Here is a 24,416-nt window from a genome sequence, read left to right on the forward strand (position 1 = left end):
GAACGGGCCGCGTACGGGACGCGCCCGCGGGTCAGGACGTGCGGCGGCGCAGCGCCAGGAAGGCGACCACGAGGCCGATGACGCCCACGGCCAGGCCCGCGCCGCCGAGCAGGCGGGCGGTGCCGTCGGAGGAGCCGGAGGCGGCGGCGACCGGCGTCACCGAGGGCGCGGGGGACCCGGCGGCGGGGGACGCCGGGGCGGTGGCCGCGCCGTGCGCGTCGCCGCCGGTCGCCGGGGTCAGCTTGAGCACCGGCGCCGGGTGCTCCGGCTCGGAGCCGTCGGCCGCGGGCGCGTCGGCCCAGTCGACGACCTCGCCGCCGGAGTAGGTCTGCTTCGTCGGGAACACGATCTGGCCGACGCCCTCGGGCAGCCGGCCCATCGACACCTCGAACTCCTGGAACTCGCCCTTGCCGATCTTCCCGCCGGACCACACGACGGTGGTGACGGCCTCGGTGAGCTCGCCGAACTCGGTGGTGACGGGCTTGGGCAGCTTGCCCTCGGTGACCTTGACGCTCCAGCCGGGCACGGGCTTGACCGACACGAACGCCAGCGGGTGGTCGGTGGGGAAGGACACCTCGACCTTGACCGTCGAGGCGTCGTCGCGCTCGTTCGGCACGCGGAAGGCGACCTTGGTGAACCCGCCCTGCTCGGCGGTGCCCGGGTTGATCGTGACGTGGGCGAGCGCGGGCAGGGCGAGCCCGGCGGTCAGGGCGGTGGTGGCCGCGAGCACGGTCGCGGCACGGCGGACGAAGGACATGGCGGATCTCCACTTGTCGTGATGGGGGTTACGGGGGTGTCAGCAGTCAGGCGGGCAGTGGAGGACCACGCCTGGCCACGGAGTGACGCAGCCCGGGATCGGGCGGCACGGCCCGCGCGCGCACGATCGGCGCGGCGGGGCGGAGGACGGGGGAGCGGACCGGGCGCAGCGGCGTCAGGCGGCGCAGCAGCCGGCGCAGTGTCGCCCACAGCGCGGCCTCGCCGCGGGCCAGCCACCAGCCGGTGAGCAGCGTGGCCGTCAGGTGCGCGACCAGCATGCCGAGCGCGTCGCCGAGCCCCTGCCCGTGCAGATGGAGGGCGACGTAGGCGGTGCCGTCGCCGCCGCCGAACAGCTCGTGCAGCCCGGCCTGCGCGACGATCAGCGCGGTGTTGACGGTGGCGGCCGGGCGCTCCCGGCCGGACAGGGCGAGCGCGAGCGCGAACACCGAGGCCGCGCCGAGCCCGGCGGCCCACGCCGCGGGGCCGGTGCCGCCGCCCAGCGTGTGCGCGATCGCGGCCAGCGTCACGCAGACGGCCGTGAAGACGGCCGCCCTGACGAGCCGGAGGGGCGGGTGCGCGCGCATGGGTGTGCCACATGGTCTCACGGGGAGGGGGCGGCGACGAGTTCTTCTTCAAGCTCGGCAATGCCTGGTTGATTCGCGATGTTTGTCGCTAGGGTCGGGCTCACCACGTTGACATAGGGGTGAGTACGTTGCGGCACTTAGGTGGTTTGCTCCTGGGGCTGGTGGTGACCGCGGCGGTCCTGGCCGGCGGCGGATGGGCCGTGCAGCAGGCGATGCTCGCCGCGCAGGCCGCCCCCACCGGCGGGCAGCAGTTGTGGATCGCGCTCGGCTCGATGGCCGCCGTCGGCCTCGTCGTCGGGCTCGTCGTGGCGGGGCGGGTCTCGCCGCTGGCCACCTTCACGCCGTCGCTGGTCCTGCTCGCCTGGACCGTCGTCTACGCCCTCGACATGAACCGCGCGCTCAGCCTCCTCCCGGACGAGCCGTCGGTGCACCAGCTCGTCCGGGAGGCCGCCGCAGGCGACCGGCTGCTGCTGACCTCCGGCGCCTTCGCCCTGCTCGGCGTGGCGCTGTTCATCCCCGTCCTGATGCCCTCGCGCTGGGCGCGCGACGACGACGAGGACGACGACGAGTACGAGAGCACGCAGGAGGGCAGCTACTACTGACCCCGCTGCGATCTACTTTGTAAAGGCGGCGGGCCGGAAGCCCCCTGGTTACCGGTGAGTAGTGCGGGTATGTACAGGTCACGGAGGACTCGTCATGAGCCTGGACCGCGACGTCACGCCTGACTACCCGCTGAGCTGGCAGGCCCGCGCGCTCACCGGCCTGATGCGGGGCACCCTCAAGCCCGCCTCGCACCTGCTGCTGCGCCACCCGCTCGCGCTCGACTGCGCCTCGCGGCTCGGCGGCCTCGCGGGGGCCGTGCCGGTGCCGGAGCACGTCAGCGTGACCCCGGCGGGCTTCGCCGCGTGCGGCGGCGAGTGGGTGCGCGCCGGGCGGGACCTGGACGAGGGCAAGGTGCTGCTCTACCTGCACGGCGGCGGCTACTTCTGGTGCTCGCCGCGCACCCACCGGCCGATCACCTGGCGGCTGTCGGCGGCGGCCCGCCGCCCGGTGCTGGCCCTGGACTACCGGCAGGGGCCCGTGCACAAGCTCGCCGACTCGCTGAGCGACGCCCTGGAGGCGTACGGGTGCCTGCTCGAACGCGGGTACGACGCGGCCGACGTGATCGTGGCAGGCGACTCGGCGGGCGGCCATCTGACGCTGGCGACGCTGCTGGCGCTGCGTGACCGGGGGCTGCCGCTGCCGTCGGCGGGCATCTGCCTGTCGCCGTGGGCCGACCTGACCGACTCCCCGCGCCGGGCCAACCGCTGGCAGGACCCGATCCTGCCGGCCGGGCGGGTGCGCTGGCTGGCCCGCCGCTGGACCGACGGGCTCGACCCGCGCGACCCGCTGGTGTCGCCGGTGCTGGGCGACTTCACCGGGCTGCCGCCCCTGATGATCGTCACCGGGTCCACCGAGGTGCTCAGGGACGAGGCGCGCCGCGTCGCCCTGCGCGCCCGGCGGGCCGGGGTGCCGGTGACGTACGAGGAGTGGCCGCGGATGCCGCACGTGTTCCCGCTGCTCGCGGACGTGCTGCCGGAGGCGCGGCTGGCCTTCCGGCACATGGCGGGGTTCCTGGCCGCGGCGGGGGAGCGGCCGCCGATGGAGGACGCGGCCTGACGGTCTTCCCTCGGGCAGGGTGTAGGTTAGGTATGCCTAACTTCTGGAGGGGGTCGTTGGAATGACCGATCACCGCGGTGTCGTCCTGCGCACCGAACGCATCTCGCCGCACATGATCCGTGTCGTCGTCGGCGGTGACGGCCTGCGTGACTTCGCCCTCTCCGGAGCCACCGACAGCTACGTCAAGGTCGTCTTCCCGCACGAGGGCGTGGACTACCCGCAGCCGTTCGACGTGCGGCAGGTGCGCGAGACCATGCCGCGGGAGTTCTGGCCCCGCCTGCGCACCTACACCGTGCGCGCCTGGGACCCCGACACCCGGGAGCTGACGCTCGACTTCGTCCACCACGGCGACGAGGGGCTGGCCGGGCCGTGGGCCGCGCGGGCCAGGCCCGGCGACGAGGTGCTCATGCTCGGCCCCGGCGGCAGCTACTCGCCGGCCCTGGAGGCCGACTGGCACCTGTTCGCCGGGGACGAGAGCGCGCTGCCCGCCATCGCCGCCTCCCTGGAGGCGCTGCCGGAGGACGCGCTCGCGTACGTGTTCGTCGAGGTCGAGTCGCCCGAGGACGAGCTCAAGCTGAGCACGCTCGCCGACGCCCGCGTGACTTGGCTCTACCGCGACGGCGGGCCCGTCGGCGAGGCGCTGGTCGAGGCGGTGCTCGCGTTCGGCTTCCCGCCCGGCGACGTGTGCGCGTTCGTCCACGGCGAGGCCGGCTTCGTCAAGCGGCTGCGCCGCTACCTGCGGGTGGAGAAGAGCGTGCCGCTGGAGCGGCTGTCGATCTCCGGCTACTGGCGGGCAGGCGTGGACGACGAGGGGTGGCGCGCGGTCAAGAAGGACTGGAACCGCCAGGTCGAGACCGAGGAGGCCGCCGAACTCGGCTGAGCCCGCCCCCGGCCGCGACCCGGGTCAGATCTTGGTCACGTCGATCACGTACAGCGTGTCCCCGACGTCGTAGTACAGGAGCCTGCCCTCGGCGTCGTGGCCGGGCGGCTGGGCGGAGAAGCCGTTCTCCCTCTGCTCCGCCTCGATGCCCAGGTCGGCCGAGCGGCCGCCGGCGAGGTCGTACAGGGCGAAGGCGACGAACCCGGTGCGGTCCTTCAGCATGGCCACGTGAAAGCGGTCCTGGGGCAGCCGGTCCGTCCGCCCCATGGAGCCCGGCAGCGGCTGCTCGCCCGAGCCGTCGCGCAGGCGCAGGAACATGCCGCTCTGGCGCTGCCCGATGCAGTGGGTGACCGAGCATCCGAGCAGCTCGTCGCCCGGCCGGGTGGTGGCGGTGCGCGTCTCGCCCGTCTCCGCGTTGCGGATCCGGCCGAACCTCGGTCCCACATGCTCGCCGTACGGGCCGGGCTCGCCGATCCACGGCCAGTTCAGCACGTGCATCGACGCGCCGCCCTCGACCGGGGTGGCCGGGCCGCCCGCCAGGGGGGCGGTGTGGACGCCGCCGGAGCGGGCGGAGAAGACGACGCGGTCGCCGGCGATCTGCACGCCGTCCAGGCCGCTCTCGTCGGTCCGCACGGTGGTGACGAGCGCGGCCTCGCCGCCGGACAGCGGGGCCGACCAGATCTGGGTGGTGCCGTCCTTGAGCCGGTTCCACCAGACGACCCGGTCGCCGCCGGCGCGGAAGTCGGCGGCGAACGCCACCGTGCCCTTGGGCGTCGGCACCTTCGTGATCTCGCGTCGTTCCCGGGTGCCGAGGTCGTAGGCGTACAGGGCGTTGGCCTTCTCGAAGCTCGACCAGGTCTCGACGAGCAGCGTCCGGTCGTCGAGGAACTGGATCGGGCGCAGCCGATCGCGCCGGGTGCCGGGGAGCTTGTGGACGGCCTGCGGCCACACCTCCTCGATCGGCGGCGGCGCCTGGAGGCCAGTGAGCTCACCCGTGGGCCCGCCGGTGGGCCCGCCAGTGGATCCGCTGGTGGACACGCCGGCCGAGGCGGTGGCCGAGACGGTGGCCGCCGGGCCGGCGGGGCGGGGCTCGGCCGGGCCCCCGAGGCCGGCCGTCACTGCCACGCTCACCCCGGCGGCCACCACGACGACCGCCGCGGCGGCGAGCAGCGCCTGCGCGCGGGGCGCGCGCCGGGGAGAAGGCCCGGCCAGGCGGGCGGCGACCGCGGCGGGCAGCGCGGGCGCCCGATCGGCGGCGCGCTCCAGCGTCCTGCGCAGGGTCTCCTCCAGGACGGTGGCGCCGGCCTCGTCCCGATTGTGCTCGTTCGGTCCGGTCGTCGGTCCGGTCATCGTGCGCCTCCGGGGATCAGGTGGGCGGGGACGGTGGCGCGCAGCTTGGTGAGCGCGCGGTGCGCCTGGCTGCGCACGGTGACCCGGGACACGCCGAGCGTCTCGGCGATCTCCGCGTCGCTGAGCTGCTCGTAGTAGCGCAGCACGAGCACGGCCCGCTGCTTGCGGGGGAGCCCGGCCAGCGCCTGCCACATCACCTGCTCGCGCCGGCGCAGCCGCCAGGCGGCGATGTGCAGCCGGGCCATCGTGGTGCGCGCGTAGCTCTCCGGGTTGTCCTTCGACCGCAGCCCCGGCCAGGCCGCCCGCATCTTGAGCAGCGCCTCCTGCACCAGGTCCGCCGCGTCGTGCGGATTGCCGGTCAGCACGTATCCGTACCGCATCAGCGCGTCACCCCGCCGGGCGACGAACTCCGCGAACTTGGACTCCTCATCCACGCTGCCTCTGCCTCTCGTCGTTATCTGTCACCTCCGAGAGAGGGATCGCGGGGAATCTGTTGCACGAAAAGTGGCCGCGCCAGGCCGGGGGGTGTCTGGCGCGGCCGTTTCGCCGGGGGAACCGTCCCATGCCCTGGAGGTGGCCGGCGAGTTCGGGAGATCAGTGGGTGAACTGCTCCTCTTCGGTGGAGCCCTTGAGCGCGGTCGTCGAGGAGTCGGGCGCGACGGCCGTGCTGACCAGGTCGAAGTAGCCGGTGCCGACCTCGCGCTGGTGGCGGGTGGCGGTGTAGCCGCGCGCCTCGGCGGCGAACTCGGCCTCCTGGAGGTCCACGTACGCGGTCATGCCGTCGGTCGCGTACCCCTGGGCGAGGGCGAACATGGAGTGGTTCAGCGAGTGGAACCCGGCGAGCGTGATGAACTGGAACTTGTACCCCATGTGCCCGAGTTCCCGCTGGAACTTGGCGATGGTGGAGTCGTCGAGGTGCTTCTTCCAGTTGAAGGACGGCGAGCAGTTGTAGGCGAGCATCTGGTCGGGATACTCGGCCTTGATCGCCTCGGCGAACTCGCGGGCCACGTCCAGGTCGGGCGTGCCGGTCTCCATCCAGAGCAGGTCGGAGTGCGGCGCGTAGGCCAGGCCGCGCGCGATGCACGCCTCGATGCCGTTGCGGACCCGGTAGAAGCCTTCGGCGGTGCGCTCGCCGGTGGTGAAGCGCTGGTCGCGGGGGTCCACGTCGCTGGTCAGGAGCGTCGCGGCCTGGGCGTCGGTCCGCGCGATGATCAGGCTGGGGACTCCGCAGACGTCCGCGGCGAGGCGGGCGGCGTTGAGCGTCTTGATGTGCTGGCCGGTGGGGATGAGCACCTTGCCGCCGAGGTGGCCGCACTTCTTCTCGGAGGCGAGCTGGTCCTCCCAGTGCACTCCGGCGGCGCCCGCGGCGATCATGCCCTTCATGAGCTCGAAGGCGTTGAGCACGCCGCCGAACCCGGCCTCGGCGTCGGCCACGATGGGCGCGAGCCAGTACGGCGCGTTCTCGGCGCCTTCCGACCAGGTGATCTGGTCGGCGCGCAGCAGCGCGTTGTTGATGCGGCGCACGACGGCCGGCACCGAGTTGGCCGGGTAGAGGCTCTGGTCGGGGTACGTGTGCCCGCCGAGGTTCGCGTCGGCGGCCACCTGCCAGCCGGACAGATAGATGGCCTTCAGCCCGGCCCGCACCTGCTGCACGGCCTGGTTGCCGGTCAGCGCCCCGAGGGAGTGGACGTAGTCCTCGGTGTGCAGCAGGTCCCACAGCCGCTGGGCGCCGAGGCGGGCCAGCGTGTGCTCCTCCTGGACGCTTCCACGCAACCGGACCACGTCCTCGGCGCTGTAGGTGCGCTCGATGCCGGCCCAGCGAGGGTCGTTGTCCCACTCTTCACGCAGCTGCTCGGCAGCTCCCTTGAGGCGATCGTTCATCGTTGTCTCCTTTGTCGTCCCCTGGGGCTCATGCCGAGTCTGCGCCCTGACCACCCCACCGCCATAGGGGCCGATTCAGAGAAGAACGACGAAATTTCGCATAAATCGCAACTCTTGCCGCCTGTTCGCTGCAGAAGAAATCGCGACTTTTCCTGTTGGCCTAGACCAATCACCCTCAACCTGCTGTGACTAGAAGATGGGCGGATTTTCCGTCTAAGATGCCTGCATGGCGTCCTTGCTAGGCGAAGAACCGCTGTCTTTGACGCAAGAGCTCGATCTCATCGCGTTCGGGCAGCGCCTGCGCCACCTGCGCAAACAGCGTGGCCTCACCCTGTCCGACCTGGGCTCGCGCGTCAGCCGCGCCCCCAGTCAGCTCTCCCTGCTGGAGAACGGCAAACGCGAGCCGAAGCTGTCGCTGCTCAAGTCGCTCGCCGCCGCGCTCGGCGTCCCGGTGGAGGAACTGCTGCGCCGCCAGCCGCCCAACCGGCGCGCCCAGCTGGAGATCGCCCTGGAGGAGGCGCAGCGCGACCCCCTGTACGCGGGGCTCGGCCTGCCCAGGCTCAAGGTGTCCGCGCGGGTGCCCAACGACGTGCTGGAACACCTGCTCGGCCTCTACGGCGAGCTGCGCGCCCGGCAGGCCAGGGGCACCGCCACCCCGGAGGAGGCCAGGGCCGCCAACGCCGAGCTCCGGCGCAGGCAGCGCGAGCTCGGCAACTACTTCCCCGACATCGAGAAGGCCGCCGCCGAGGCGCTGTCCGCGGTCGGCTACCGCACCGGGGCCCTGTCCCAGAGCATGATCCAGAGCCTGGTGACGCACTTCGGCTACACCGTGCACACCGCCCAGGACCTGCCCCGCTCGGTGCGTTCCATCACCGACCTGCGCAACCGCCGCATCTACGTCAAGCACGAGCAGCTCGGCATGCACACCCCGCGCACGATCCTGCTCCAGACGCTCGGCCACCTGGCGCTCGGCCACGACAAGCCGCGCGACTTCGCCGACTTCCTGCGCCAGCGCACCGAGGCCAACTACTTCGCCGCCGCGGTGCTCGTGCCGGAGAAGGCCGCGGCCGTCTACCTGCGCGAGGCCAAGGCCGACCGGGCGCTGTCGGTGGAGGACCTGCGCGACGTGTTCGCCGTCTCCTACGAGATGGCCGCCCACCGCTTCACCAACCTCGCCACCCACCACCTGGGCCTCGTCTGCCACTTCGTGCGCAACGACGCCGGGGGCATCATCTACAAGGCGTACGAGAACGACGGCATCGTCTTCCCGGCCGACGAGCAGGGCGCGATCGAGGGCCAGCGGATGTGCCTGCAGTGGTCGGGCCGCCAGGTCTTCACCTCGCCCGACCGCTTCTCCGTCTTCTACCAGTACTCCGACTCGCCGACCGGCACCTACTTCTGCGTCGCGCACGTCGACCCGTCACGCGAGCGCGACTTCGCCATCACGCTCGGCGTGCCGTTCCGGGAGTCGCGCTGGTTCCGGGGCCGGGAGACCACCAACCGGACCCGGTCGCTCTGCCCCAACGGCGACTGCTGCCGCCGCCCGCCGACCGATCTGGCCGAGCGCTGGGAGGGTTACGCCTGGCCGTCGGCCCGCGCCAACTCCCACGTGCTGGCCGCGCTGCCGCCGGGGTCGTTCCCGGGGGTCGACGAGGCCGACGTCTACACGTTCCTGGAGCGCCACGCGGGGGCCGGCTGACCTTCGCCTATCCTGGGGGCGGGGATGAACGGGGGTGGTTCGCATGCTGCCTGAAGTTCAGAGCTGGATGCGGCGCCGCAGCTCGCGGGCCGCGGACTGGCCGGTCGCGGCGCTGGCCGAGGCCAAGGGCGGTGCGACGGTCAGCGTGGTGCTCCCGGCGCGTGACGAGCGGGAGACCGTGGGGGAGATCGTCGCCGTCATCATGGGGGAGCTCGGCGCGGTCGTCGACGAGGTCGTGGTCATCGACTCGCGCTCCACCGACGACACGGCGGAGGTGGCGGCGCGGGCGGGCGCCGTCGTGCACGCCCAGGACACCATCCTGCCGGGCCTCGCGCCGCTCGACGGCAAGGGCGAGGCGCTGTGGAAGTCCCTGGCGGTCACCAGCGGCGACATCGTCGCCTTCGTCGACGCCGATATCCGGAAATTTCGCTCCACCTTGGTGAGCGGATTGCTCGGCCCGCTCCTCAGCGACTCCTCCGTCGCGTACGTCAAGGGCTGCTACGACCGCCCGCTCGACGGCGCGCCCACCGGCGGCGGCCGGGTCACCGAGCTCGTCGCCCGCCCGCTCATCAACCTGCACTGGCCCGAGCTGGCCGGTTTCGTCCAGCCGCTCGCCGGCGAGTACGCCGGCCGCCGCGCCGCGCTGGAACGGGTGCCGTTCCTGACCCGCTACGGGGTCGAGATCGGGCTGCTCATCGACCTGCTGGAGCTGGCCGGGCTCGACGCGTTCGCCCAGGTGGACCTCGGCACGCGCGAGCACGCCCCGCAGTCGACCGAGGCCCTGGGCGGCATGGCGGGGCAGATCATGCTCGCCGCCTGGTCCCGCCTGTGCCGCCAGGGCAAGATCCAGACCTGCCACGACCCGTCGTGCCGCCTCGACCAGTTCCGCCGCGTCAGCGCCGGGCACGAGGTCCTGACCAGCGACATCTCGGTCGCCGAACGCCCGCCGATGGTCACCGTGCCCGCGTCAGCCGCCTGACGGGCCCTCCCCGGGCAGGCCGTCGCGCAGCGCCGCGGCGGCGAAGGCGGCGGCGTGCTCGCGCATCGCCTCCTGGTCGCCCGCCGCCTCGCCCAGGAGGATGCGCGCGAGCTGCGGCATCATCGCCGGGAACAGCGCCAGCCCCGTCAGCAGGAACACCGTGCGCGCCGTCGCGTCCGTGGGCCGCTCGCTCATCGACGCGGTCTTGCGCGCGCACCGCTCGACCCGCGCCTCCTGGCCGGGCAGCAGCTCCTGGCCCCGGTAGTTGAGCGCCTCCCACATCAGCAGCCGCACCAGCTCCGGATGAGCCTGGTAGTAGGCCGACAGCTTGGCCACGTAGTCGACCGGGTCGCTGCCGGGCAGCGCGATCTGCGCGGTCAGGTCGTCGATCGCCTCGGTGATGACCGCGTCGAACAGCTTCTCCTTGCTGCCGAAATGGCCGTAGATGCGCTCCTTGTTGACGCCGGCGCGCTCGGCGATCCGGTCCACGCGCGCTCCCGCGACGCCGTACGCGGCGAACTCCTCGCGGGCGGCGGCGAGCAGGGCGGCCCTGGTGGCGGTGGTCGAGACCTTGGCTGGCATGCGGCCATCCTACCTCGACCAACTAGTTGGTTGACATCCAACTAGTTGGTTGGTGTAGCGTCCCGGCACATGACGACCACTTCCCTCCGCCCCGCGCCGCCCGCCACGGCGCCCTTCGGGTCCACGCTGCTGTCCTTCGTGCTCACCGCCGTGCTGGTCAGCGGCCAGCTCTACATCGTGATCCCGCTGCTGCCCGACATGGCCGCGACCTGGGGGACCGTCCCGGGCGAGCTGACCTGGCTGGTGACCGCGTTCGGCGCCGGCTACGGGGTGGGATTCCTGATCTTCGGCCCGCTTTCCGACCGGTTCGGGCGCAGGCGGCTGGTGCTCGCCGGACTGCCCCTGGCCGCCCTCGCCACCGCGCTGGTCGCCGCCGCGCCCTCGCCGGAGGCCGCCCTCGTGCTGCGTGCCGTCCAGGGGCTGGCCGTGGCCACGTTCCCGCCCGCCGGGCTGGCGTACCTGGCCGAGCGGATCGAGCCGCGCCGGCGCGCGGTCGCGATCTCCGCGGTGACCGGCGCGTTCCTCGCCTCCGCCGTGCTCCTGCAGGTGCTCGCCCAGCTCCTGGTGGACACCACCGGATGGCGCGGGCTGTTCCTGATCTCCGGCGCCGCCCTGGCCCTGTCCGGCCTCGGCCTGCGCGCCACCATGCTGCCCGGCACCCCGCAGGCGCCGACCGGCGGCGGGCTGCTCGCGGCCTACCGGCCGCTGCCGGAGCTGCTGCGCGACCGGCCGCTGCTGGCCCGGTACGCGGCCTCGGTCGTGGTGCTGACCGGGTTCGTGGCCGTCTACACCGGCCTGCAGCTCTACGGCGTCACCCCGTCGTCCGGCGAACTGCTCGCGCTGCGCGCCGCCGGGCTGCCCGCCATGATCGCGGTGCCGCTGCTCATGCCCTGGTTCGGCCGCGTCGCGCCCGTCACCCGGGCCGCCGTGATGCTGGCCGGCGGCGCGCTGGTGCTCGCCGCCGCCGCCCTGACCGGCGCCGCCGGGCCCGGCCTGGTGCTCCTGCTCGCCGTGTACGCCGTCGCCATCACCGCCGGCCTGCCCAGCCTGAACGAGTCCATCTCCGCCCGCGCCGGCCGCTCGCGCGGCACGGCGCTGGCGCTGTTCTCCTTCTCGCTCGCCGTCGGCGGCAGCGCCGGCCCGCAGGTCGCCGCCCTCTTCAGCGGCTTCACCCCGCTCCTGTACGCCCTCGCGGCGGCGATGGGCCTGTCCGCCCTGGCCGTCGCGCTGGTGAGCGGCCGGGGCGGTGTCCCGGTTTGATCTTTTCGCGGCGAATTCCGGGTATGGCTGCGTACGATCGCCCCCGTGGACCTGATCGCGTTCTTCGCCGTCGTGCTCGCCATCCCCCTGGGACTGGCGGGCGGCGCTGCGGTGCTGGCCGCCCGGTCGACGCCGCGCGAACGCCACCGCCCGGTGAGCCGGCTCGCCCTCGCCCACGGGGCGGTCCTGGCGACGCTCGGCCTCGCCGTCCTCGCGGGCAACGCCTGGGCCACGCGCGAGGACGTCCACTACGACGACTTCGGCTCCGCCGTGCAGCTCTACACGAGCATGCTCGGCGCCGCCCTGCTGTTCCTCGGCCTGGGGCCGTTCGTCGCGTGGGCGCTGAAACTCCCGGCCCGGCACGCCGCCCGCCTGCCCGTCACGGTCCGGCTGGCGGCGCGCGAGGCGGCCGGCGCCTCCCGCGGCACGGCGGCCTTGACGGCGGCGGTGATGCTCGCCACCGGCCTGGCGGTCACCCTGATGGTCTCGGCCGCCGCCGTCACCACCCAGAACCGCGCCCAGTACCTCCCGCAGGCCCGGCCCGGCGCCCTCCAGGTGGACACGTTCTACACCGACGACCCCGACGCCGTGGGCGCCGCCGTCCGGGAGGAGCTCCCGCCCGGCGTCCCCGTGCTGCGGAGCGAGGAAACGGCCGGGAGCGGCCACGTGACCTACGCCGGCGACGGCTGGTCGGGGTTCGACGCCTTCGTCGGTGACGAGACGCTGCTCCGCTACCTGACCGGGGACCCGGCCACGCCCTACGACGAGGACACGGCCGTCCTCGTCACCGCGGAACCGGGCGCCGACCCCACGATCGAGCTCCACTACAGCATGACCACGCCTCCCGGCGAGTACCTGACCAAGACCATTCCCGCGATCACGGTCAGACCGGCCGACCCGCGCCTGAGCGCGCTCTTCGTCCCCGCGAAGGTCGTCCGCGGGCTGGGCTTCGACCTGGAGGCGGGCAGGTTCCTCGTCGACCCCGCCGCCCATCGCACCACCCGCGCCGAGCAGGAGCGGCTCACCGACCGGCTCAGCGACCTCGCCGAGGTCCACGTCGAGCGGGGGTACGAGCCGGCGACCGGCTGGATCCCGGTCGCCGGGGCGCTCATCCTGCTCGCCCTCGGCGGCGGGCTGGCCGCCACCGCCCTGGCGGCGCGCGGTTCCCGGCGGGCGCGCGTGCTGCGGCGCGCCGGCGGGTCCCCGCGACGGTACGCGGCCTGCCGCGCGGGGCTGGTCACGGCGTGCGGCGCGCTGCCGGGCGCGGCCGGCGGCGGCGTCGCCGGCCTGCTGCTGGCCTGGCCGCTGACCACCTCGATCGAATGGGACGTGCCGCCACGGGTGGCCTTCGACACCCCGTGGGAGCTGGTCGCCGCCCTGGCAGCCGGGCTCCCGGCGCTCGCGGCGGCCCTGGCGGCGCTCAGACCGGCGAGATGACCCGGCCCCGGCGGCGACCTGTCGGGGCGCCGGGGGTCACGCGATCCGTGAGGCCGCCTCGAGGAGGCGGCGCAGCCGGACCAGGTCCGGGGCGACGGCGCTCACCAGGAAGGCCGGCCCGGCGAGCGGGGTGAGCACGGCCTGCCCCTCCCCGGGATCGTCGCCGGCGAGCCGGACGGCCGGCGCCCGCTCGTCGAGGCCCGGGTCGGCGACGAGGATCTGCCCGGCGGTGCGATGACCGGCCAGGACCGCCGGGCCGTCCCACCCGGGCGCGTCCGGCCCGTACCGGCTCTCCAGGTCGAGAAGGGGACGCCCGCCGCGCCGGACGGTCAGCCGGGCCGACAGCCGGCCCGGCGGCTCGCCGACGCGGCCGAGGACGTGCTCCTCGCGCAGCACGAGCCGCGCCGTGGCCGCCAGGTCGACGACGCACGTCTGCCGCAGGTTGCTGCGCGCGGCGGAGATCAGCGGCTCGGGCAGCCACTGCAGGCTCGCCCCCGCCGCGACGCTCACCCGCACGTCGTAGGCGGCGTGCCCGGACGTGGGGCCGCGCAGCGCGACGGTGGCCCCGGCCGAGGTGACGCGCAGGTGGGCGTCCTCCTCGACGCCGACCTCGATGCGCAGCCGGTCGCCGCCCAGCGGCGCGCTCATGGCGCCGATGACGCACACCCGCGCCTGGCTCCCGTCGGAACGGCCGCGCCGCAGGTCGAACGGGCCGTCCCCGGCCAGCACGGGCAGGGCCGTGACCGTCCCCGCGCGCACCGCCCTGATGCGCGCGGTGGCGTGCACGCCCGGCCCGGGACGACCGGCCCGGCTAGCGGTGGCCGCCGTGAGCGTCACGCGGCGCCCGCGCCCCAGGCGGCCAGCCGCCCGCGCACCCAGTCGGCCACCGGCGTGACGCCGCCCTCGGCCTTCAGCGCCGTGAACGCCACCGGCAGGTCGCCGCGCTGCGCCCTGGCGTCGCGGGCCATGCCCTCCAGGTCGGCGCCCACGTACGGGGCCAGGTCGGTCTTGTTGACCACCAGCAGGTCGGAGGCGGTCACGCCGGGGCCGCCCTTGCGCGGGATGTCGTCGCCGCCCGACACGTCGATGACGAAGATCTGCGCGTCGACGAGGCCCCTGGAGAAGGTGGCGGTCAGGTTGTCGCCGCCGGACTCCACGAGGATCAGGTCCAGCGCGCCGATCCGGTCCTCCAGGTCCTCGACGGCTTCGAGATTGGCGGAGATGTCGTCACGGATGGCGGTGTGCGGGCACGCGCCCGTCTCGACCGCGGCGATCCGCTCCGGCGGCAGGACGGCCTCGCGCAGCAGGAACTCGGCGTCCTCGCGGGTGTAGATGTCGTTGGTGACGACGGCGATCGACACCTCGTCGCGCAACGCCCGGCACAGGGCGGCCACCGTGGCGGTCTTGCCGGTGCCGACCGGGCCGCCCAGCCCGATGCGCAGGGCCCGCCGCCCGCCGCCCGGCCGCTGCGGGGGAGAGCCGCCGGGGCCGTGCGGGTGGCCGTCGGGGAAGGAGTCGCCGTGGTTCAGGTGCATGGGTGCTCCGGATGGTCTGGGGGTCAGGAGGCGAACAGGCGTACCGGCAGGGCAGCATGCCGTTCGGCGGAGATGTCGAGCAGCGGCGCCGAGACGGCGGGCAGCGCCTCGGCGCCCTCGGCGGCGACCCGCCGCGCGGCCCCGGCCGCCCGCGCCGCGACCCGGTCGACGTCCTCGGCGAGGCGGGCGAGCACACCGGCGGCGTCGACCGGGTCCAGCCGCAGCAGCCGGACCGTCGCACCGGCCGGCCCGCTGACGCTCTCGTACGCGGCCGCGTACGCCGCGTCGAGCGCCGGCAGGCCCGCCGAGCGGGCGGCGAGCCCGAGGACGACGGGCTGGTGCGCGCCCCGCGGCCGCGCCGCCGCCAGCGCGTCGAGGTCGCCGCAGGGCCAGATCGCGCGGGCGGCCCGCAGGAGCTGCCGCCCGAGCCTGCGCGAGGCCCGCCGCAGGGCGGGGGAGGGAGTGCGGGCGTCGGCGGCCTCGTCGAGCGGCAGCGGGTCGCAGCCGGCGGCGGCCGCGGCGGCCAGGCCCGCCGCGACCAGCCCGGCGGTGTGCAACCGGCCGCGGCAGAACGCCTCCAGGCCCGCCGCGTCCCGGACGAGCCCCGCCGAGACGGCCGCCTCGGCCCCGCCGGAGTGGGCGTGCCCGCCGGAGGGGAAGCGCCCGTCGGCCAGCACGAGCAGCGCGGCGCGGTCCGTCATGTATGGGCTCCTTCGATGCGAGGCGGTCAGACAGGGCGAGGCGGTCAGACAGGGCGAGGCGGTAAGACAGGGCGGGGTGGTCAGCCGGCGCGGCGGTCAGAAGAGGAAGTAGCGCTGCGCCATCGGCAGCTCGGTGGCGTACTGGTCGCCCTCGACGAGCTCGTCGTCGATCTCCGTCTTCACGTCCTTGGCGATCGCGCCGCCGATCTCCACCGTGAACGTGTCGGGGTCGACGCGGATGTCGGGCCGGGCGTCGTTCTCCCGCATGTCGGCCTTGAACACCTTGCGGGTGTCGCGGATGGCCGTGAACGGCTTGCCGACCTTGACCCGTTCGGCCAGGCCCGCGGCGATGGCGTGCTCGGTGACGAAGTTGACCGAGTTGGCGCCCGGGGCCCGCCCGGTCGCGCCCCACACGGGCCTGGGCAGGACCGGCTGCGGGGTGGTGATGGAGGCGTTGGCGTCGCCCACCTGGGCGTAGGCGAGCTGGCCGCCCTTGATCACCCGGTCGGCGCGGACGCCGAAGAACTTCGGCTCCCACAGCACCAGGTCGGCGAGCTTGCCCACCTCGACCGAGCCGACCACGTGGTCGATCCCGTGCGCGACGGCCGGGTTGATCGTGTACTTGGCGACGTAGCGGCGGGCGCGGTGGTTGTCGGCGTCGCCGTCGCCGTCGAGCGGGCCGCGCCGGGCCTTCATCACGTGCGCCGTCTGCCACGTCCTGATGATCATCTCGCCGATGCGGCCCATCGCCTGCGCGTCCGACGACATGATCGAGATGGCGCCCAGGTCGTGCAGGACGTCCTCGGCCGCCATCGTCGAGGGCCGGATCCGCGACTCGGCGAACGCCAGGTCCTCCTTCACCAGCGGGTTGAGGTGGTGGCAGACCATCACCATGTCGATGTGCTCCTTGACCGTGTTGACGGTGAAGGGCCGGGTCGGGTTGGTGGAGGCCGGCAGCACGTTCGGCAGGGACACCATCGTGATCATGTCGGGCGCGTGGCCGCCGCCCGCGCCCTCGACGTGGAAGATGTGGATCGGGTGGTCGCCGATGGCCTCGATCGTGTCGGCGACCGCGCCCGCCTCGTTCAGCGAGTCGGCGTGCAGCGCGAGCTGCACCCCGGTGGCCTTGCACACCTCCAGACACCTGCGCAGGACGGCGGGCGTGGCCCCCCAGTCCTCGTGGATCTTGAACCCGAGCACGCCCCCCTTCACCTGGTTGAGCAGCGACTCGGTGGACATCGTGCTGCCCTTGCCGAGCAGCCCCACGTTGACCGGGAAGTGGTCCAGCGCCTCGAACGCCCGCGCCACGTGCCAGGAGCCCGGCGTGACGGTGGTGGCGGTGCTGCCCTCGGCCGGCCCGGTCCCGCCGCCGATCAGGGTGGTGACGCCCGCCGCCAGCGCCTCGTGGACCTGCTCCGGGCAGATGAAGTGCACGTGCGTGTCGACCCCGCCCGCGGTGAGGATCTTGCCGTTGCCGGCGATGACCTCGGTCTCCGGGCCGATGAGGAAGTCCGTCGCCCGCTCGTGCCCGTCGTGCAGCCGGTCCATGAGATCGTCGTTGTACGCCTTGCCGAGCGCGACGATGCGGCCGTCGCGGATGGCGACGTCGGCCTTGACCACGCCCCAGTGGTCCAGGATGACGGCGCCGGTGATGACGGTGTCGGGCGGCCGCGGCGCGCCGAACGCCGCCGGGTCGCGCGGCGCGTGCGACTGGCCCATCGACTCGCGGATCACCTTGCCGCCGCCGAAGAGGACCTCGTTGCCGCTGCGGCCGGGGCCGCCGGACCAGTCCTCGGTCACCTCGATCCGCAGGTTGGTGTCGGCCAGCCGGATCCGGTCGCCGGCCGTCGGGCCGTACCGGTCGGCGTAGTCGGCCCGGCTCAGCGGGGCGTCCACCGGGCGCTCGTCCGGCGGGGCGATCCGCTCCCTCGGGACCGCGTCCGCCAGCGGGATGGCCACCGGGTCCGTCACGGACTCATCCATCGAGGGCACCTCCCACCTCGCCGCGCAGCCCGGCGACGACCCGTTTGCCCTCGATGGGCACGAGCGTCACCTCGCGGGTGCAGCGGGGCTCGAACCGCACGGAGCTGCCGGCCGGGATGTTGAGGCGCTTGCCGTAGGCGGCCTCGCGCGGCTCGATGGCGAGCCGGGGGTTGGCCTCCCAGAAGTGGTAGTGGGAGCCGACCTGGATGGGCCGGTCGTCGGTGTTGGTCACCGTCACGGTCGTGACCTCACGGCCCTCGTTGAAGACGACGGGCCCGGCCCCGTCCGGATGGTCCACCTTGCCCGGATGGACCACAGCCTGCTTCGTGGCCTGCTCGGGGAAGGGCTCGCGGATGGTGACGAGCTTGGTGCCGTCGGGGAACGTCGCCTCGACCTGGATGTTGGAGATCATCTCCGGGACGCCCGGCATGACGTCGTCCCGGCTGAGCACCTCCGGGTCCGGCGGGAGCATGAGCTCGGCGACCGGCTTGCCGTCGCGGGCCCCCTCCAGCACGAGCGAGGTCAGCAGCGCCACGGTCTCCGGATAGTTCAGCTGCACCCCCCGCTCCTTACGTCTCCTGGCCACGTCCGCGGCCACGTGGATCATCAGACGTTCCTGCTCGTGGGGAGTCAGGTGCACCCCGGCCACCTCGCCTTCGCTCCGCCGCGCCCGGACGGCCCGGCGTCTCCGAACGTAACGTGACGACTACGGATCGTGACGTGCCGTGACGGTAAGGCATCCGTCACCCGGCCTCACCGGGCTGGTCCGGTCACGCCTCCGAGGCGGGCTTGAGCAGCCCCGTCTCGTAGGCCGCCGCCACGGCTGCCGCCCGGTCGTTGACCCCGAGCTTGGCGTAGACGTGCAGCAGGTGCGTCTTGACCGTCGCCTCCGTGACGAACAGCCGCGCGGCGACGTCGCGGTTGGTCGCCCCCCGCGCGATCAGCGCCAGCACCTCCAGCTCGCGCCGGCTCAGCCGCCGCCGCTCCGGCTCGCGCGCCGCGCGGGTGAGCCGCCCGGCCACCGTGGGCGACAGCACCTGCTCGCCCCGGGCGGCGGCCCGCGCCGCGCGCAGCAGCTCGGCGCGCGGCGTGTCCTTGAGCAGGTAGCCGGTCGCGCCCTGCGCGATCGCGGGCAGCACGTCGGCGTCGTCGTCGAACGTCGTCAGGACCAGCACCCGGACGTCCGGCGCCTGCTCGCGCAGCCTGCGGATGAGCTCGGCGCCGCCCATCCCCGGCATCCGCAGGTCGGTGACCACGAGGCCGGGGGCGGTCTGCCGGGTCAGCGCCAGCGCCTCCGGCCCGTCGGCCGCCTCACCGACGACCTCGAACGCCTCGTCGGAGGCGAAGATCCCGCGCAGCCCGTCACGGACCACCGGATGGTCGTCCACGATGACGACCCGGATCGCCATCAGCGGTCCCCGGGAACGGCGGGCACCGTGGCCGAGATGCCCGTGCCCTGGCCGGGAGCCGACTCGACGGCGAACTCGCCGGCCAGCCGGGCGACACGCTGCCGCATCCCCATCAGCCCGAACCCGCCCGCCGCCGACGGCTCCACCGCCCCCGGGTCGAACCCGGCCCCGTCGTCACGCACGTCCAGCACCACCACGTCCTCCATGTACGACAGGGTGACGGCGACCCGCCCGGCGCGGGCGTGCCTGGCCACGTTCGCCAGCGCCTCCTGCGCCACCCGCAGCAGCGTCGCCTCCACCTCGGCGTGCAGCGGCCGCGCCTCGCCGGTCACCTCCACCGGCGCGGGCACCCCGCTCGCCCGCGACCACGCGGCCGCCACGTCCTCCACCGCCGCCGCCAGCCGGGCCTCCTCCAGCGGGGCCGGGCGCATCGCCCGCACCGACCTGCGCGCCTCGTCGAGACTGTCCCGCGCCAGAGCCCGTACGGTGGCGATCCTGGCACGGGCGGCGGGCACGCCGGCGACGAGGTCGTCGACCACCTCCAGCTGGGTGAGGATGGCGGTCAGCCCCTGGGCGATCGTGTCGTGGATCTCCCTGGCCATCCGCTGGCGCTCGCCGAGCACGCCCGCCTCGCGCGCCCGGGTCAGGAACCGGGCCTGGAGGCTCGCGTTCTCCTCCGCCAGCTCCCGCAGCCGCGCGATCATGGCCTGGCGCTGCCGGTTCTGCTCGGAGATCGTCTGGATGAACAGGCCGACCGTCGAGGCGACGAGGACGGCCAGCAGGAAGGAGAAGATCATCTCGCCCGCCGGTCTCGGCTCCGGCCGGGCGCCGACCAGCACCGCCGCCGTCGCCGCCACCCCCGCGTACGCCTTCCAACCCGGCAGGACGGCGAACGCCTGGACGAACGCCCCCAGCCCGGCCACCGTGAACGCCGAGTCGATCCTGACCAGCACCCCGACCGCGGCCAGCATGACGGCGAAGTAGAGCACCGCCACCGCCAGGCGCTCGATCCGGCTGAACCGCGACGACACCATGAACCGGTGCCACACCCCGAGGAACACCGCCAGCGCCGCCACCTCCGGCCGCCACTCCCGCAGCAGCGAGAACCCGGCCGGAAGCAGCACGAACAGGTACGGCAGCGCCGGCCACGCCCGGTCCCAGCGCGAGACGTCACGCCCGGCGCCGCTCACCAGCGGTACGCCTTCACCGCGGCCCCGCCCGCCACCAGGAAGATCGCCACCATGACGGCGACGGCGACCGGCGGCAGCCCCTGCCCCTCCCAGCCCGCGCGGACCGCCTGCACGACCGGCGCCATCGGCGTCCACTCGCCGATCGCGCGCATCTGCGCCGGCAGCGTCTCCCGCGCGGACATCGCGCCCGAGACGAACACCATCGGGAAGAAGACCGCCAGGCCCACGACCGTGGCGGCCCGGCCGCCCGGCGCCAGCGCGCCGACGAGCAGCCCGATCGAGCCGAGGCAGAGCGCCCCCAGCAGCCAGGCCAGCACGACGGCCGGCGGATCGACCGGCCCGCTCATCCCGTACGCGACCAGGCCCAGGACCGCCAGCACCACGCTGCCGAGCACGGCCAGCAGCAGATGCGCCACCCACTGCGCGCCGAACACCATCGCGGGGGAGGCCGGGGTCGCGCTCAGCCGCTTGAGCACCCGCCGCTCCCGGTACTGCGCCAGCGTCGCCGGCAGCACCACCAGGGTGGCCAGGCCGATGACGAACACGCTGAGCATCGGCACGTACGCCTCGATCAGCGGCAGCCCGCCCGGCAGCGTGCCGCCGTTGCGCATCTTCATCCACAGGATGACGGCCGGGAAGGCGAGCGCGAAGAACGCGGACATCGGATCGCGCACGGCGAGCCTGAGCTCCACGGAGATGACGGTGCCGAGCCCCTTCATGAGGCGTTCCTCTCGATCAGTGCGAAATAGGCGTCCTCGAGGGTGCCGCCGGCCCCGCTCCTGGCGACGAGCTCGCCGGGGGTGCCCTCGTGCGCCACCCGGCCGCGATCGATCACGGCGATACGGTCGCACAGAGCTTCCGCCTCGTCCATGAAGTGGGTGACGAGGACGACGGTGACGCCCCGGTCCCGCATGTCGCGGATCAGGCCCCACGTCGTCCGCCGGGCCGACGGGTCCAGCCCGGTGGTCAGCTCGTCGAGGAACACCACCTCCGGGTCGCCGACCAGCGCCAGCGCGATGAACAGCCGCTGCTTCCAGCCGCCCGACAGCGCGCCGAACCGGGTCCGCCGCTTCCCGTCCAGCCCCCACTCCGCCATGAGCGCGCGCCAGTCGGCGGGCCTGTCGTAGAGGGACGCGTACATCCTCAGCGCCTCCCCGACCTTGAGCGCGTCGGGCAGCGCCGCCTCCTGCAACTGGACGCCGACGCGCTGGAGCAGCTCCCGCCGCCGCTCGCGCGGGTCGAGGCCGAGCACCCGCAGCGTGCCGCCGTCGGGCCTGCGCAGCCCGGACGCGCACTCCACCACCGTCGTCTTCCCGGCGCCGTTGGGGCCGAGGATGCCGAAGATCTCGCCCCGCCCCACCGAGAGCGTGACGCCCGCCAGCGCCTGGTGTGCCCGATAGCTCTTCGTCAGGCCGTTGAGCTCGATGACTGTCATGACCCGAGAATCCCCGCCCGGCCGCGATCGCGGCATCCACCGATCGGTTGACGAATGAGGCCCGCCCCGGCGGGCGGGGCGCGTACGATCGGGCCGTGCTGATCATGGCGACCCTCCTCGCGGGAGCCGTCGCGGTCGTGGCGGTCGTGGCCCGTGGGCCCCACCTGCGTGACCACCTGGTGCTGGGCGGGTTCCTGGTGGCGTTCTGCGCCGGGGCGCTGGCCTTCTTCGCGTGGAGCATGCGCGAGGACGGGCATGCGGAGGCGCCGATGGTGATCTCGCTGCTCGGCCTGGCGGCCGGTGGGCTGCTGCTCCTCGGGCTGGGCCCGTTCGTGCCGTGGGCGCTCGGGCGATCGGCCCGGCCGCTGCGGCTGCCGGACCGGCTCCCGGGCGGCGTGGCCGCGGGCGTCGCCGTGGCGCTCACCGCGACCGCCGTCGCCGTCACGGCGCTGATCCTCGACTCCGCGCGGGAGTCCCAGCAGCGGGCCGCCTACCGGCCCGAGGCCAGGCCGGGCGCCCTGGTCGTCCAGGTCACCGCCGGGGCCGATGCCGTGCTGCGCCGGGAACTGCCCGGCGTCCCCGTCGTACGGGATCACGACGTGCCCGGCCTCAGGGTCGGCGAACCGGACTCGGAGCTGCCCCGCAGCCACATCGGCGACCGGGCGCTGCTCGGCTACCTCACGGGCGATCCGGCCACCCCGTACGACGAGAGCGCCGCCGTGCTGGTCACGGACGCCGTCACGGCCGCGACGGTGGAGATCAGGTACGGCGGCGCCGCCGTCCGGACCGTGCCCGCGACCACCGTCAGGCCCGCCCACCCCGGGATGTACGAGATCTTCATCCCCGCGAAGCTCCTGCGCGACCTGGGCCTGCGGCCGGAGCCCGAGGCGCTGGTCGTCGACCCGTCCGCGCACCGGGTCACGGCCGGCGAGCAGGAGCGGCTCGTCCGCGCCCTGGGCCCCGGCGCCGTCCACGTCGAGCGCGGCTACCAGGAACGGGGCAGCCGCTGGGCGGTCGCCGAGGCGCCGGCCCTCGTCGCGCTCGCCGGCGCGCTGGCCGCCGCCGCGCTCACGGCCGGGACCGGGCGGCCCCGGCCGGCGTCGGCGGGCCGCGCCGGGGCGCTCGCGGCCCTCGCCACGGTCGCGGGCGGGGCCGCCGGGTGCGTGATCGGCCTGGCGGTCGCCTGGCCGTGGACGGCCTCCAACAGCTGGGACCCGCTGCCGAGGGCGCCGTTCGACACCCCGTGGGCGCTGATCGCCGCCCTGGTCGCGGGCCTGCCGGTGCTCACCGCGACCCTCACCGCCCTGCTCCCGTCAGCCCGCCGGGGCCCCCCCGGCGACGCGGGGGGCCCCGGCTCTGACATGCGCAGGCCGCTCAGCGGCCCTGGAGTGACTTCACGTTGTCGCCGAAGGTCCAGCCCTTGGAGCCGTCCCAGTTGATGGACCAGGTCATCAGGCCTTTGAGCTGGCCGTTGAAGCTGTTCCACGCCTGCGACACGAGCGAGGGCGACATGTGGCCGCCGCCCGCGCCCGGCTGGGCGGGAAGGCCCGGGACCTGCTTGTCGTACGGGACCCGGATCGTGGTGCCCTGGATGACGAGGCCGTCGTTGAGGCACTTGGTCTGGGCCACGAAGCCCTGGACGGTGCCGGCCGAGTAGGAGTCGCCGGAGCAGCCGTACATGCTGCCGTTGTAGTACTGCATGTTCAGCCACCACAGGCGGCCGTTGTCGGCGTACTTCTTGATGATCGGCAGGTACGCGCCCCAGATGGAGCCGTAGACGACGCTGCCGCCGGTGACGTACGCCGTCTCCGGGGCCATGGTGAGGCCGAAGTTCGACGGCATCTGGGCGAGCACGCCGTCGATGATGCGGATGAGGTTGGCCTGCGAGGCGGACAGCTGGTTGATGTTGCCACTGCCGGCGAGGCCGGTCTCGATGTCGATGTCGATGCCGTCGAAGTTGTAGCGCTTGAGGATCGGCACGATCGTCTGGACGAAGCGGTCGGCGACGGTGCTGGAGCTGAGGTCGATGCCGGCGGTGGCGCCGCCGATGGACATCAGGATCGTCGCCCCGGCCGCCTTGGCCGCGCACATCTCCTCAGGCGTGGCGACCTTGACGGTGCTGTCCATGCCGTCCTCCCACAGCACGGTGCCGTCGGAGCGGATCACGGGGAACGCCGCGTTGTAGACGTTGTAGCCGTGCTGGCGGATGCGCGCGTCGGTGATGGGGGTCCAGCCGAATGGCGGGTGCACGCCGTTGGAGGCGCCGTCCCAGTTCTCCCAGTAGCCCTGCAGGACCTTGCCGGCCGGCTTGCCCTTGACGGCGCAGGTGCTGCCCGTCGGGGTGACGGTCGGGCTGACCGTGGGGCTCACGGTGGGGCTCACCGTGGCGGTGGGCGTCACCGTGGGGGAGACCGTGACCGTGGGGGTCGGCGTCGGGGACGTCGGCGGGTCGCCGGGGCCGTCGAAGACGAGGTCGTCGGCGTGGTACGTGCCCTGCCCGTACCAGCCGTGCAGGTAGATCTCGGCGGTGGTCTGGCTCGCGCCCGTGGTGAACGGGATCGTGAGCTGGGTGTACGCCGACGGCGAGGAGGCCCAGATGGCCCGGCCGCCGGTCACGCCGAGGTAGACGTAGTTGCCGCGGACCCAGGCGGAGATCGTGTAGTCGGAGTTCGGCCGGACCGTCAGCGTCTGGCTGCACCGGGCGATGTCGGAGTTGCCGGCCGCCCCGGCGAGGGCCTTGCCGCCGGACCTGACCGGGGTGTCGACCACCGATCCGAGGCCGCCGGTGCAGTTCCAGGGGGACAGGGAGCCGGACTCGAAGCCGGGGTTGGCCAGCAGGTTGGCGGCGCTCGCCGAGGTCTGGGTGACGATGACGCCCAGGAAGGCGAGCAGTAACGAGGCGGCCAAGATGAGCGGGCGCGGTGTTCGCGTCATGGGGACTACCCTTCTGTGGCCCGGGGGTCCGGGCTCGTACGGGCGCGGCGCAAGGCCGGGGTGCCGCGACGGTTGGGGGGTGCGCGTCACTCCCATTATTGTAAAGAATCTTATCTATTGTCTATGGCGTCCCAGGTGGCAACCCGATCACTCCCTGTGGCA

Annotated in this window: 24 protein-coding genes; 8 read left to right on the plus strand and 16 right to left on the minus strand. The window is 73.9% G+C overall.

Annotated elements, in window-relative coordinates:
* Nucleotides 1–31 precede the first annotated feature (31 nt).
* Nucleotides 32–757, minus strand: coding sequence for a YcnI family protein (locus ACBI99_RS23400; protein ID WP_357592022.1), 726 nt, complete (start codon nucleotides 755–757; stop codon nucleotides 32–34).
* 46 nt (nucleotides 758–803) lie between these two features.
* Nucleotides 804–1,340, minus strand: coding sequence for an MFS transporter (locus ACBI99_RS23405; RefSeq protein ID WP_219519549.1), 537 nt, complete (start codon nucleotides 1,338–1,340; stop codon nucleotides 804–806).
* Between the two features lie 146 nt (nucleotides 1,341–1,486).
* Here ACBI99_RS23405 and ACBI99_RS23410 point away from each other — a divergent pair, with 146 nt between their 5' ends.
* From ACBI99_RS23410 to ACBI99_RS23420, 3 genes are all read left to right on the plus strand, one after another.
* Entirely contained in the window at nucleotides 1,487–1,942 is a 456-nt protein-coding gene (locus ACBI99_RS23410) for a hypothetical protein (RefSeq protein WP_375073460.1), read from the plus strand.
* 94 nt (nucleotides 1,943–2,036) lie between these two features.
* Nucleotides 2,037–2,999, plus strand: a complete 963-nt coding sequence (locus ACBI99_RS23415; protein WP_375073461.1) for an alpha/beta hydrolase fold domain-containing protein — start codon at nucleotides 2,037–2,039, stop codon at nucleotides 2,997–2,999.
* A 61-nt stretch (nucleotides 3,000–3,060) separates the two neighbouring features.
* On the plus strand, nucleotides 3,061–3,879 hold the full coding sequence (locus ACBI99_RS23420) for a siderophore-interacting protein (protein WP_219519544.1): 819 nt from the start codon (nucleotides 3,061–3,063) through the stop codon (nucleotides 3,877–3,879).
* A gap of 24 nt (nucleotides 3,880–3,903) precedes the next feature.
* Here ACBI99_RS23420 and ACBI99_RS23425 read toward each other — a convergent pair whose 3' ends face one another.
* The 3 genes from ACBI99_RS23425 to aceA all read right to left on the minus strand — a co-directional run bounded on the left by ACBI99_RS23425 (nucleotide 3,904) and on the right by aceA (nucleotide 7,110).
* On the minus strand, nucleotides 3,904–5,229 hold the full coding sequence (locus tag ACBI99_RS23425; protein ID WP_375073462.1) for a TolB family protein: 1,326 nt from the start codon (nucleotides 5,227–5,229) through the stop codon (nucleotides 3,904–3,906).
* A complete protein-coding gene (locus tag ACBI99_RS23430) occupies nucleotides 5,226–5,663 on the minus strand; it encodes a SigE family RNA polymerase sigma factor (RefSeq protein ID WP_375073463.1) in 438 nt (145 codons plus the stop codon). The genes ACBI99_RS23425 and ACBI99_RS23430 overlap by 4 nt, the downstream gene beginning before the upstream one ends.
* Nucleotides 5,664–5,823: 160 nt before the next feature.
* Nucleotides 5,824–7,110 (minus strand): isocitrate lyase, encoded by a 1,287-nt coding sequence (gene aceA / locus ACBI99_RS23435; protein ID WP_219518162.1) that lies wholly within the window; start codon nucleotides 7,108–7,110, stop codon nucleotides 5,824–5,826.
* A 226-nt stretch (nucleotides 7,111–7,336) separates the two neighbouring features.
* Here aceA and ACBI99_RS23440 point away from each other — a divergent pair, with 226 nt between their 5' ends.
* Together ACBI99_RS23440 and ACBI99_RS23445 are read left to right on the plus strand one after the other, a co-directional pair.
* Nucleotides 7,337–8,809, plus strand: coding sequence for a helix-turn-helix domain-containing protein (locus ACBI99_RS23440; RefSeq protein WP_375073464.1), 1,473 nt, complete (start codon nucleotides 7,337–7,339; stop codon nucleotides 8,807–8,809).
* A 43-nt stretch (nucleotides 8,810–8,852) separates the two neighbouring features.
* Nucleotides 8,853–9,788 carry a glucosyl-3-phosphoglycerate synthase gene (locus tag ACBI99_RS23445; protein WP_357592013.1) on the plus strand — a complete coding sequence of 312 codons (936 nt, stop codon included), beginning with the start codon at nucleotides 8,853–8,855 and terminating at the stop codon, nucleotides 9,786–9,788.
* Here the strand turns inward: ACBI99_RS23445 and ACBI99_RS23450 are convergent.
* A complete protein-coding gene (locus tag ACBI99_RS23450; protein ID WP_375073465.1) occupies nucleotides 9,777–10,370 on the minus strand; it encodes a TetR/AcrR family transcriptional regulator in 594 nt (197 codons plus the stop codon). The genes ACBI99_RS23445 and ACBI99_RS23450 overlap by 12 nt on opposite strands.
* A gap of 69 nt (nucleotides 10,371–10,439) precedes the next feature.
* On the opposite strand from ACBI99_RS23450, the gene ACBI99_RS23455 reads away from it, so the two are divergent.
* Nucleotides 10,440–11,630 (plus strand): MFS transporter, encoded by a 1,191-nt coding sequence (locus ACBI99_RS23455; RefSeq protein ID WP_375073466.1) that lies wholly within the window; start codon nucleotides 10,440–10,442, stop codon nucleotides 11,628–11,630.
* 45 nt (nucleotides 11,631–11,675) lie between these two features.
* Nucleotides 11,676–13,067 carry a hypothetical protein gene (locus ACBI99_RS23460; RefSeq protein WP_375073467.1) on the plus strand — a complete coding sequence of 464 codons (1,392 nt, stop codon included), beginning with the start codon at nucleotides 11,676–11,678 and terminating at the stop codon, nucleotides 13,065–13,067.
* A 36-nt stretch (nucleotides 13,068–13,103) separates the two neighbouring features.
* Here ACBI99_RS23460 and ACBI99_RS23465 read toward each other — a convergent pair whose 3' ends face one another.
* The 9 genes from ACBI99_RS23465 to ACBI99_RS23505 all read right to left on the minus strand — a co-directional run bounded on the left by ACBI99_RS23465 (nucleotide 13,104) and on the right by ACBI99_RS23505 (nucleotide 21,320).
* A complete protein-coding gene (locus ACBI99_RS23465) occupies nucleotides 13,104–13,904 on the minus strand; it encodes an urease accessory protein UreD (protein WP_219518173.1) in 801 nt (266 codons plus the stop codon).
* Nucleotides 13,901–14,602, minus strand: a complete 702-nt coding sequence (gene ureG, locus ACBI99_RS23470) for an urease accessory protein UreG (protein WP_219518174.1) — start codon at nucleotides 14,600–14,602, stop codon at nucleotides 13,901–13,903. The genes ACBI99_RS23465 and ureG overlap by 4 nt, the downstream gene beginning before the upstream one ends.
* A gap of 23 nt (nucleotides 14,603–14,625) precedes the next feature.
* Nucleotides 14,626–15,303 (minus strand): urease accessory protein UreF, encoded by a 678-nt coding sequence (locus tag ACBI99_RS23475; RefSeq protein WP_375073468.1) that lies wholly within the window; start codon nucleotides 15,301–15,303, stop codon nucleotides 14,626–14,628.
* A gap of 96 nt (nucleotides 15,304–15,399) precedes the next feature.
* The gene (locus ACBI99_RS23480) at nucleotides 15,400–17,286 is read right to left on the minus strand and encodes an urease subunit alpha (RefSeq protein ID WP_219518176.1); all 1,887 of its coding nucleotides are present in this window, start codon (nucleotides 17,284–17,286) and stop codon (nucleotides 15,400–15,402) included.
* Nucleotides 17,279–17,935 (minus strand): urease subunit gamma, encoded by a 657-nt coding sequence (locus ACBI99_RS23485; RefSeq protein WP_372455447.1) that lies wholly within the window; start codon nucleotides 17,933–17,935, stop codon nucleotides 17,279–17,281. The genes ACBI99_RS23480 and ACBI99_RS23485 overlap by 8 nt, the downstream gene beginning before the upstream one ends.
* Nucleotides 17,936–18,056: 121 nt before the next feature.
* On the minus strand, nucleotides 18,057–18,695 hold the full coding sequence (locus ACBI99_RS23490) for a response regulator transcription factor (protein ID WP_219518178.1): 639 nt from the start codon (nucleotides 18,693–18,695) through the stop codon (nucleotides 18,057–18,059).
* Entirely contained in the window at nucleotides 18,695–19,885 is a 1,191-nt protein-coding gene (locus ACBI99_RS23495; protein WP_375073469.1) for a sensor histidine kinase, read from the minus strand. The genes ACBI99_RS23490 and ACBI99_RS23495 overlap by 1 nt, the downstream gene beginning before the upstream one ends.
* The gene (locus tag ACBI99_RS23500; protein WP_357594093.1) at nucleotides 19,882–20,604 is read right to left on the minus strand and encodes an ABC transporter permease; all 723 of its coding nucleotides are present in this window, start codon (nucleotides 20,602–20,604) and stop codon (nucleotides 19,882–19,884) included. Before ACBI99_RS23500 ends, ACBI99_RS23495 begins: the two co-directional genes overlap by 4 nt.
* Nucleotides 20,601–21,320 (minus strand): ABC transporter ATP-binding protein, encoded by a 720-nt coding sequence (locus ACBI99_RS23505; RefSeq protein ID WP_219518183.1) that lies wholly within the window; start codon nucleotides 21,318–21,320, stop codon nucleotides 20,601–20,603. Before ACBI99_RS23505 ends, ACBI99_RS23500 begins: the two co-directional genes overlap by 4 nt.
* Nucleotides 21,321–21,415: 95 nt before the next feature.
* On the opposite strand from ACBI99_RS23505, the gene ACBI99_RS23510 reads away from it, so the two are divergent.
* Entirely contained in the window at nucleotides 21,416–22,759 is a 1,344-nt protein-coding gene (locus ACBI99_RS23510) for a hypothetical protein (protein ID WP_375073470.1), read from the plus strand.
* Here ACBI99_RS23510 and ACBI99_RS23515 read toward each other — a convergent pair.
* Nucleotides 22,695–24,254 carry a carbohydrate binding domain-containing protein gene (locus ACBI99_RS23515; protein ID WP_219510069.1) on the minus strand — a complete coding sequence of 520 codons (1,560 nt, stop codon included), beginning with the start codon at nucleotides 24,252–24,254 and terminating at the stop codon, nucleotides 22,695–22,697. The genes ACBI99_RS23510 and ACBI99_RS23515 overlap by 65 nt on opposite strands.
* Between the last annotated feature and the right edge of the window lie 162 nt (nucleotides 24,255–24,416).

This window comes from Nonomuraea sp. ATR24 (assembly GCF_041950485.1).
GTDB lineage: Bacteria > Actinomycetota > Actinomycetes > Streptosporangiales > Streptosporangiaceae > Nonomuraea > Nonomuraea ceibae.

Bases quoted from the DNA above. Each gene is read 5' to 3' on its own strand.
- ACBI99_RS23440 (WP_375073464.1), top strand. From the start codon at position 7,337: ATGGCGTCCTTGCTAGGCGAAGAACCGCTGTCTTTGACGCAAGAGCTC.
- ACBI99_RS23490 (WP_219518178.1), bottom strand. From the start codon at position 18,695: ATGGCGATCCGGGTCGTCATCGTGGACGACCATCCGGTGGTCCGTGAC.
- ACBI99_RS23480 (WP_219518176.1), bottom strand. From the start codon at position 17,286: ATGGATGAGTCCGTGACGGACCCGGTGGCCATCCCGCTGGCGGACGCG.
- aceA (WP_219518162.1), bottom strand. From the start codon at position 7,110: ATGAACGATCGCCTCAAGGGAGCTGCCGAGCAGCTGCGTGAAGAGTGG.
- ACBI99_RS23425 (WP_375073462.1), bottom strand. From the start codon at position 5,229: ATGACCGGACCGACGACCGGACCGAACGAGCACAATCGGGACGAGGCC.
- ACBI99_RS23415 (WP_375073461.1), top strand. From the start codon at position 2,037: ATGAGCCTGGACCGCGACGTCACGCCTGACTACCCGCTGAGCTGGCAG.
- ACBI99_RS23505 (WP_219518183.1), bottom strand. From the start codon at position 21,320: ATGACAGTCATCGAGCTCAACGGCCTGACGAAGAGCTATCGGGCACAC.
- ACBI99_RS23515 (WP_219510069.1), bottom strand. From the start codon at position 24,254: ATGACGCGAACACCGCGCCCGCTCATCTTGGCCGCCTCGTTACTGCTC.
- ACBI99_RS23405 (WP_219519549.1), bottom strand. From the start codon at position 1,340: ATGCGCGCGCACCCGCCCCTCCGGCTCGTCAGGGCGGCCGTCTTCACG.
- ACBI99_RS23500 (WP_357594093.1), bottom strand. From the start codon at position 20,604: ATGAAGGGGCTCGGCACCGTCATCTCCGTGGAGCTCAGGCTCGCCGTG.
- ACBI99_RS23450 (WP_375073465.1), bottom strand. From the start codon at position 10,370: ATGCCAGCCAAGGTCTCGACCACCGCCACCAGGGCCGCCCTGCTCGCC.
- ACBI99_RS23475 (WP_375073468.1), bottom strand. From the start codon at position 15,303: ATGACGGACCGCGCCGCGCTGCTCGTGCTGGCCGACGGGCGCTTCCCC.
- ACBI99_RS23400 (WP_357592022.1), bottom strand. From the start codon at position 757: ATGTCCTTCGTCCGCCGTGCCGCGACCGTGCTCGCGGCCACCACCGCC.
- ACBI99_RS23455 (WP_375073466.1), top strand. From the start codon at position 10,440: ATGACGACCACTTCCCTCCGCCCCGCGCCGCCCGCCACGGCGCCCTTC.
- ACBI99_RS23420 (WP_219519544.1), top strand. From the start codon at position 3,061: ATGACCGATCACCGCGGTGTCGTCCTGCGCACCGAACGCATCTCGCCG.
- ureG (WP_219518174.1), bottom strand. From the start codon at position 14,602: ATGCACCTGAACCACGGCGACTCCTTCCCCGACGGCCACCCGCACGGC.
- ACBI99_RS23445 (WP_357592013.1), top strand. From the start codon at position 8,853: ATGCTGCCTGAAGTTCAGAGCTGGATGCGGCGCCGCAGCTCGCGGGCC.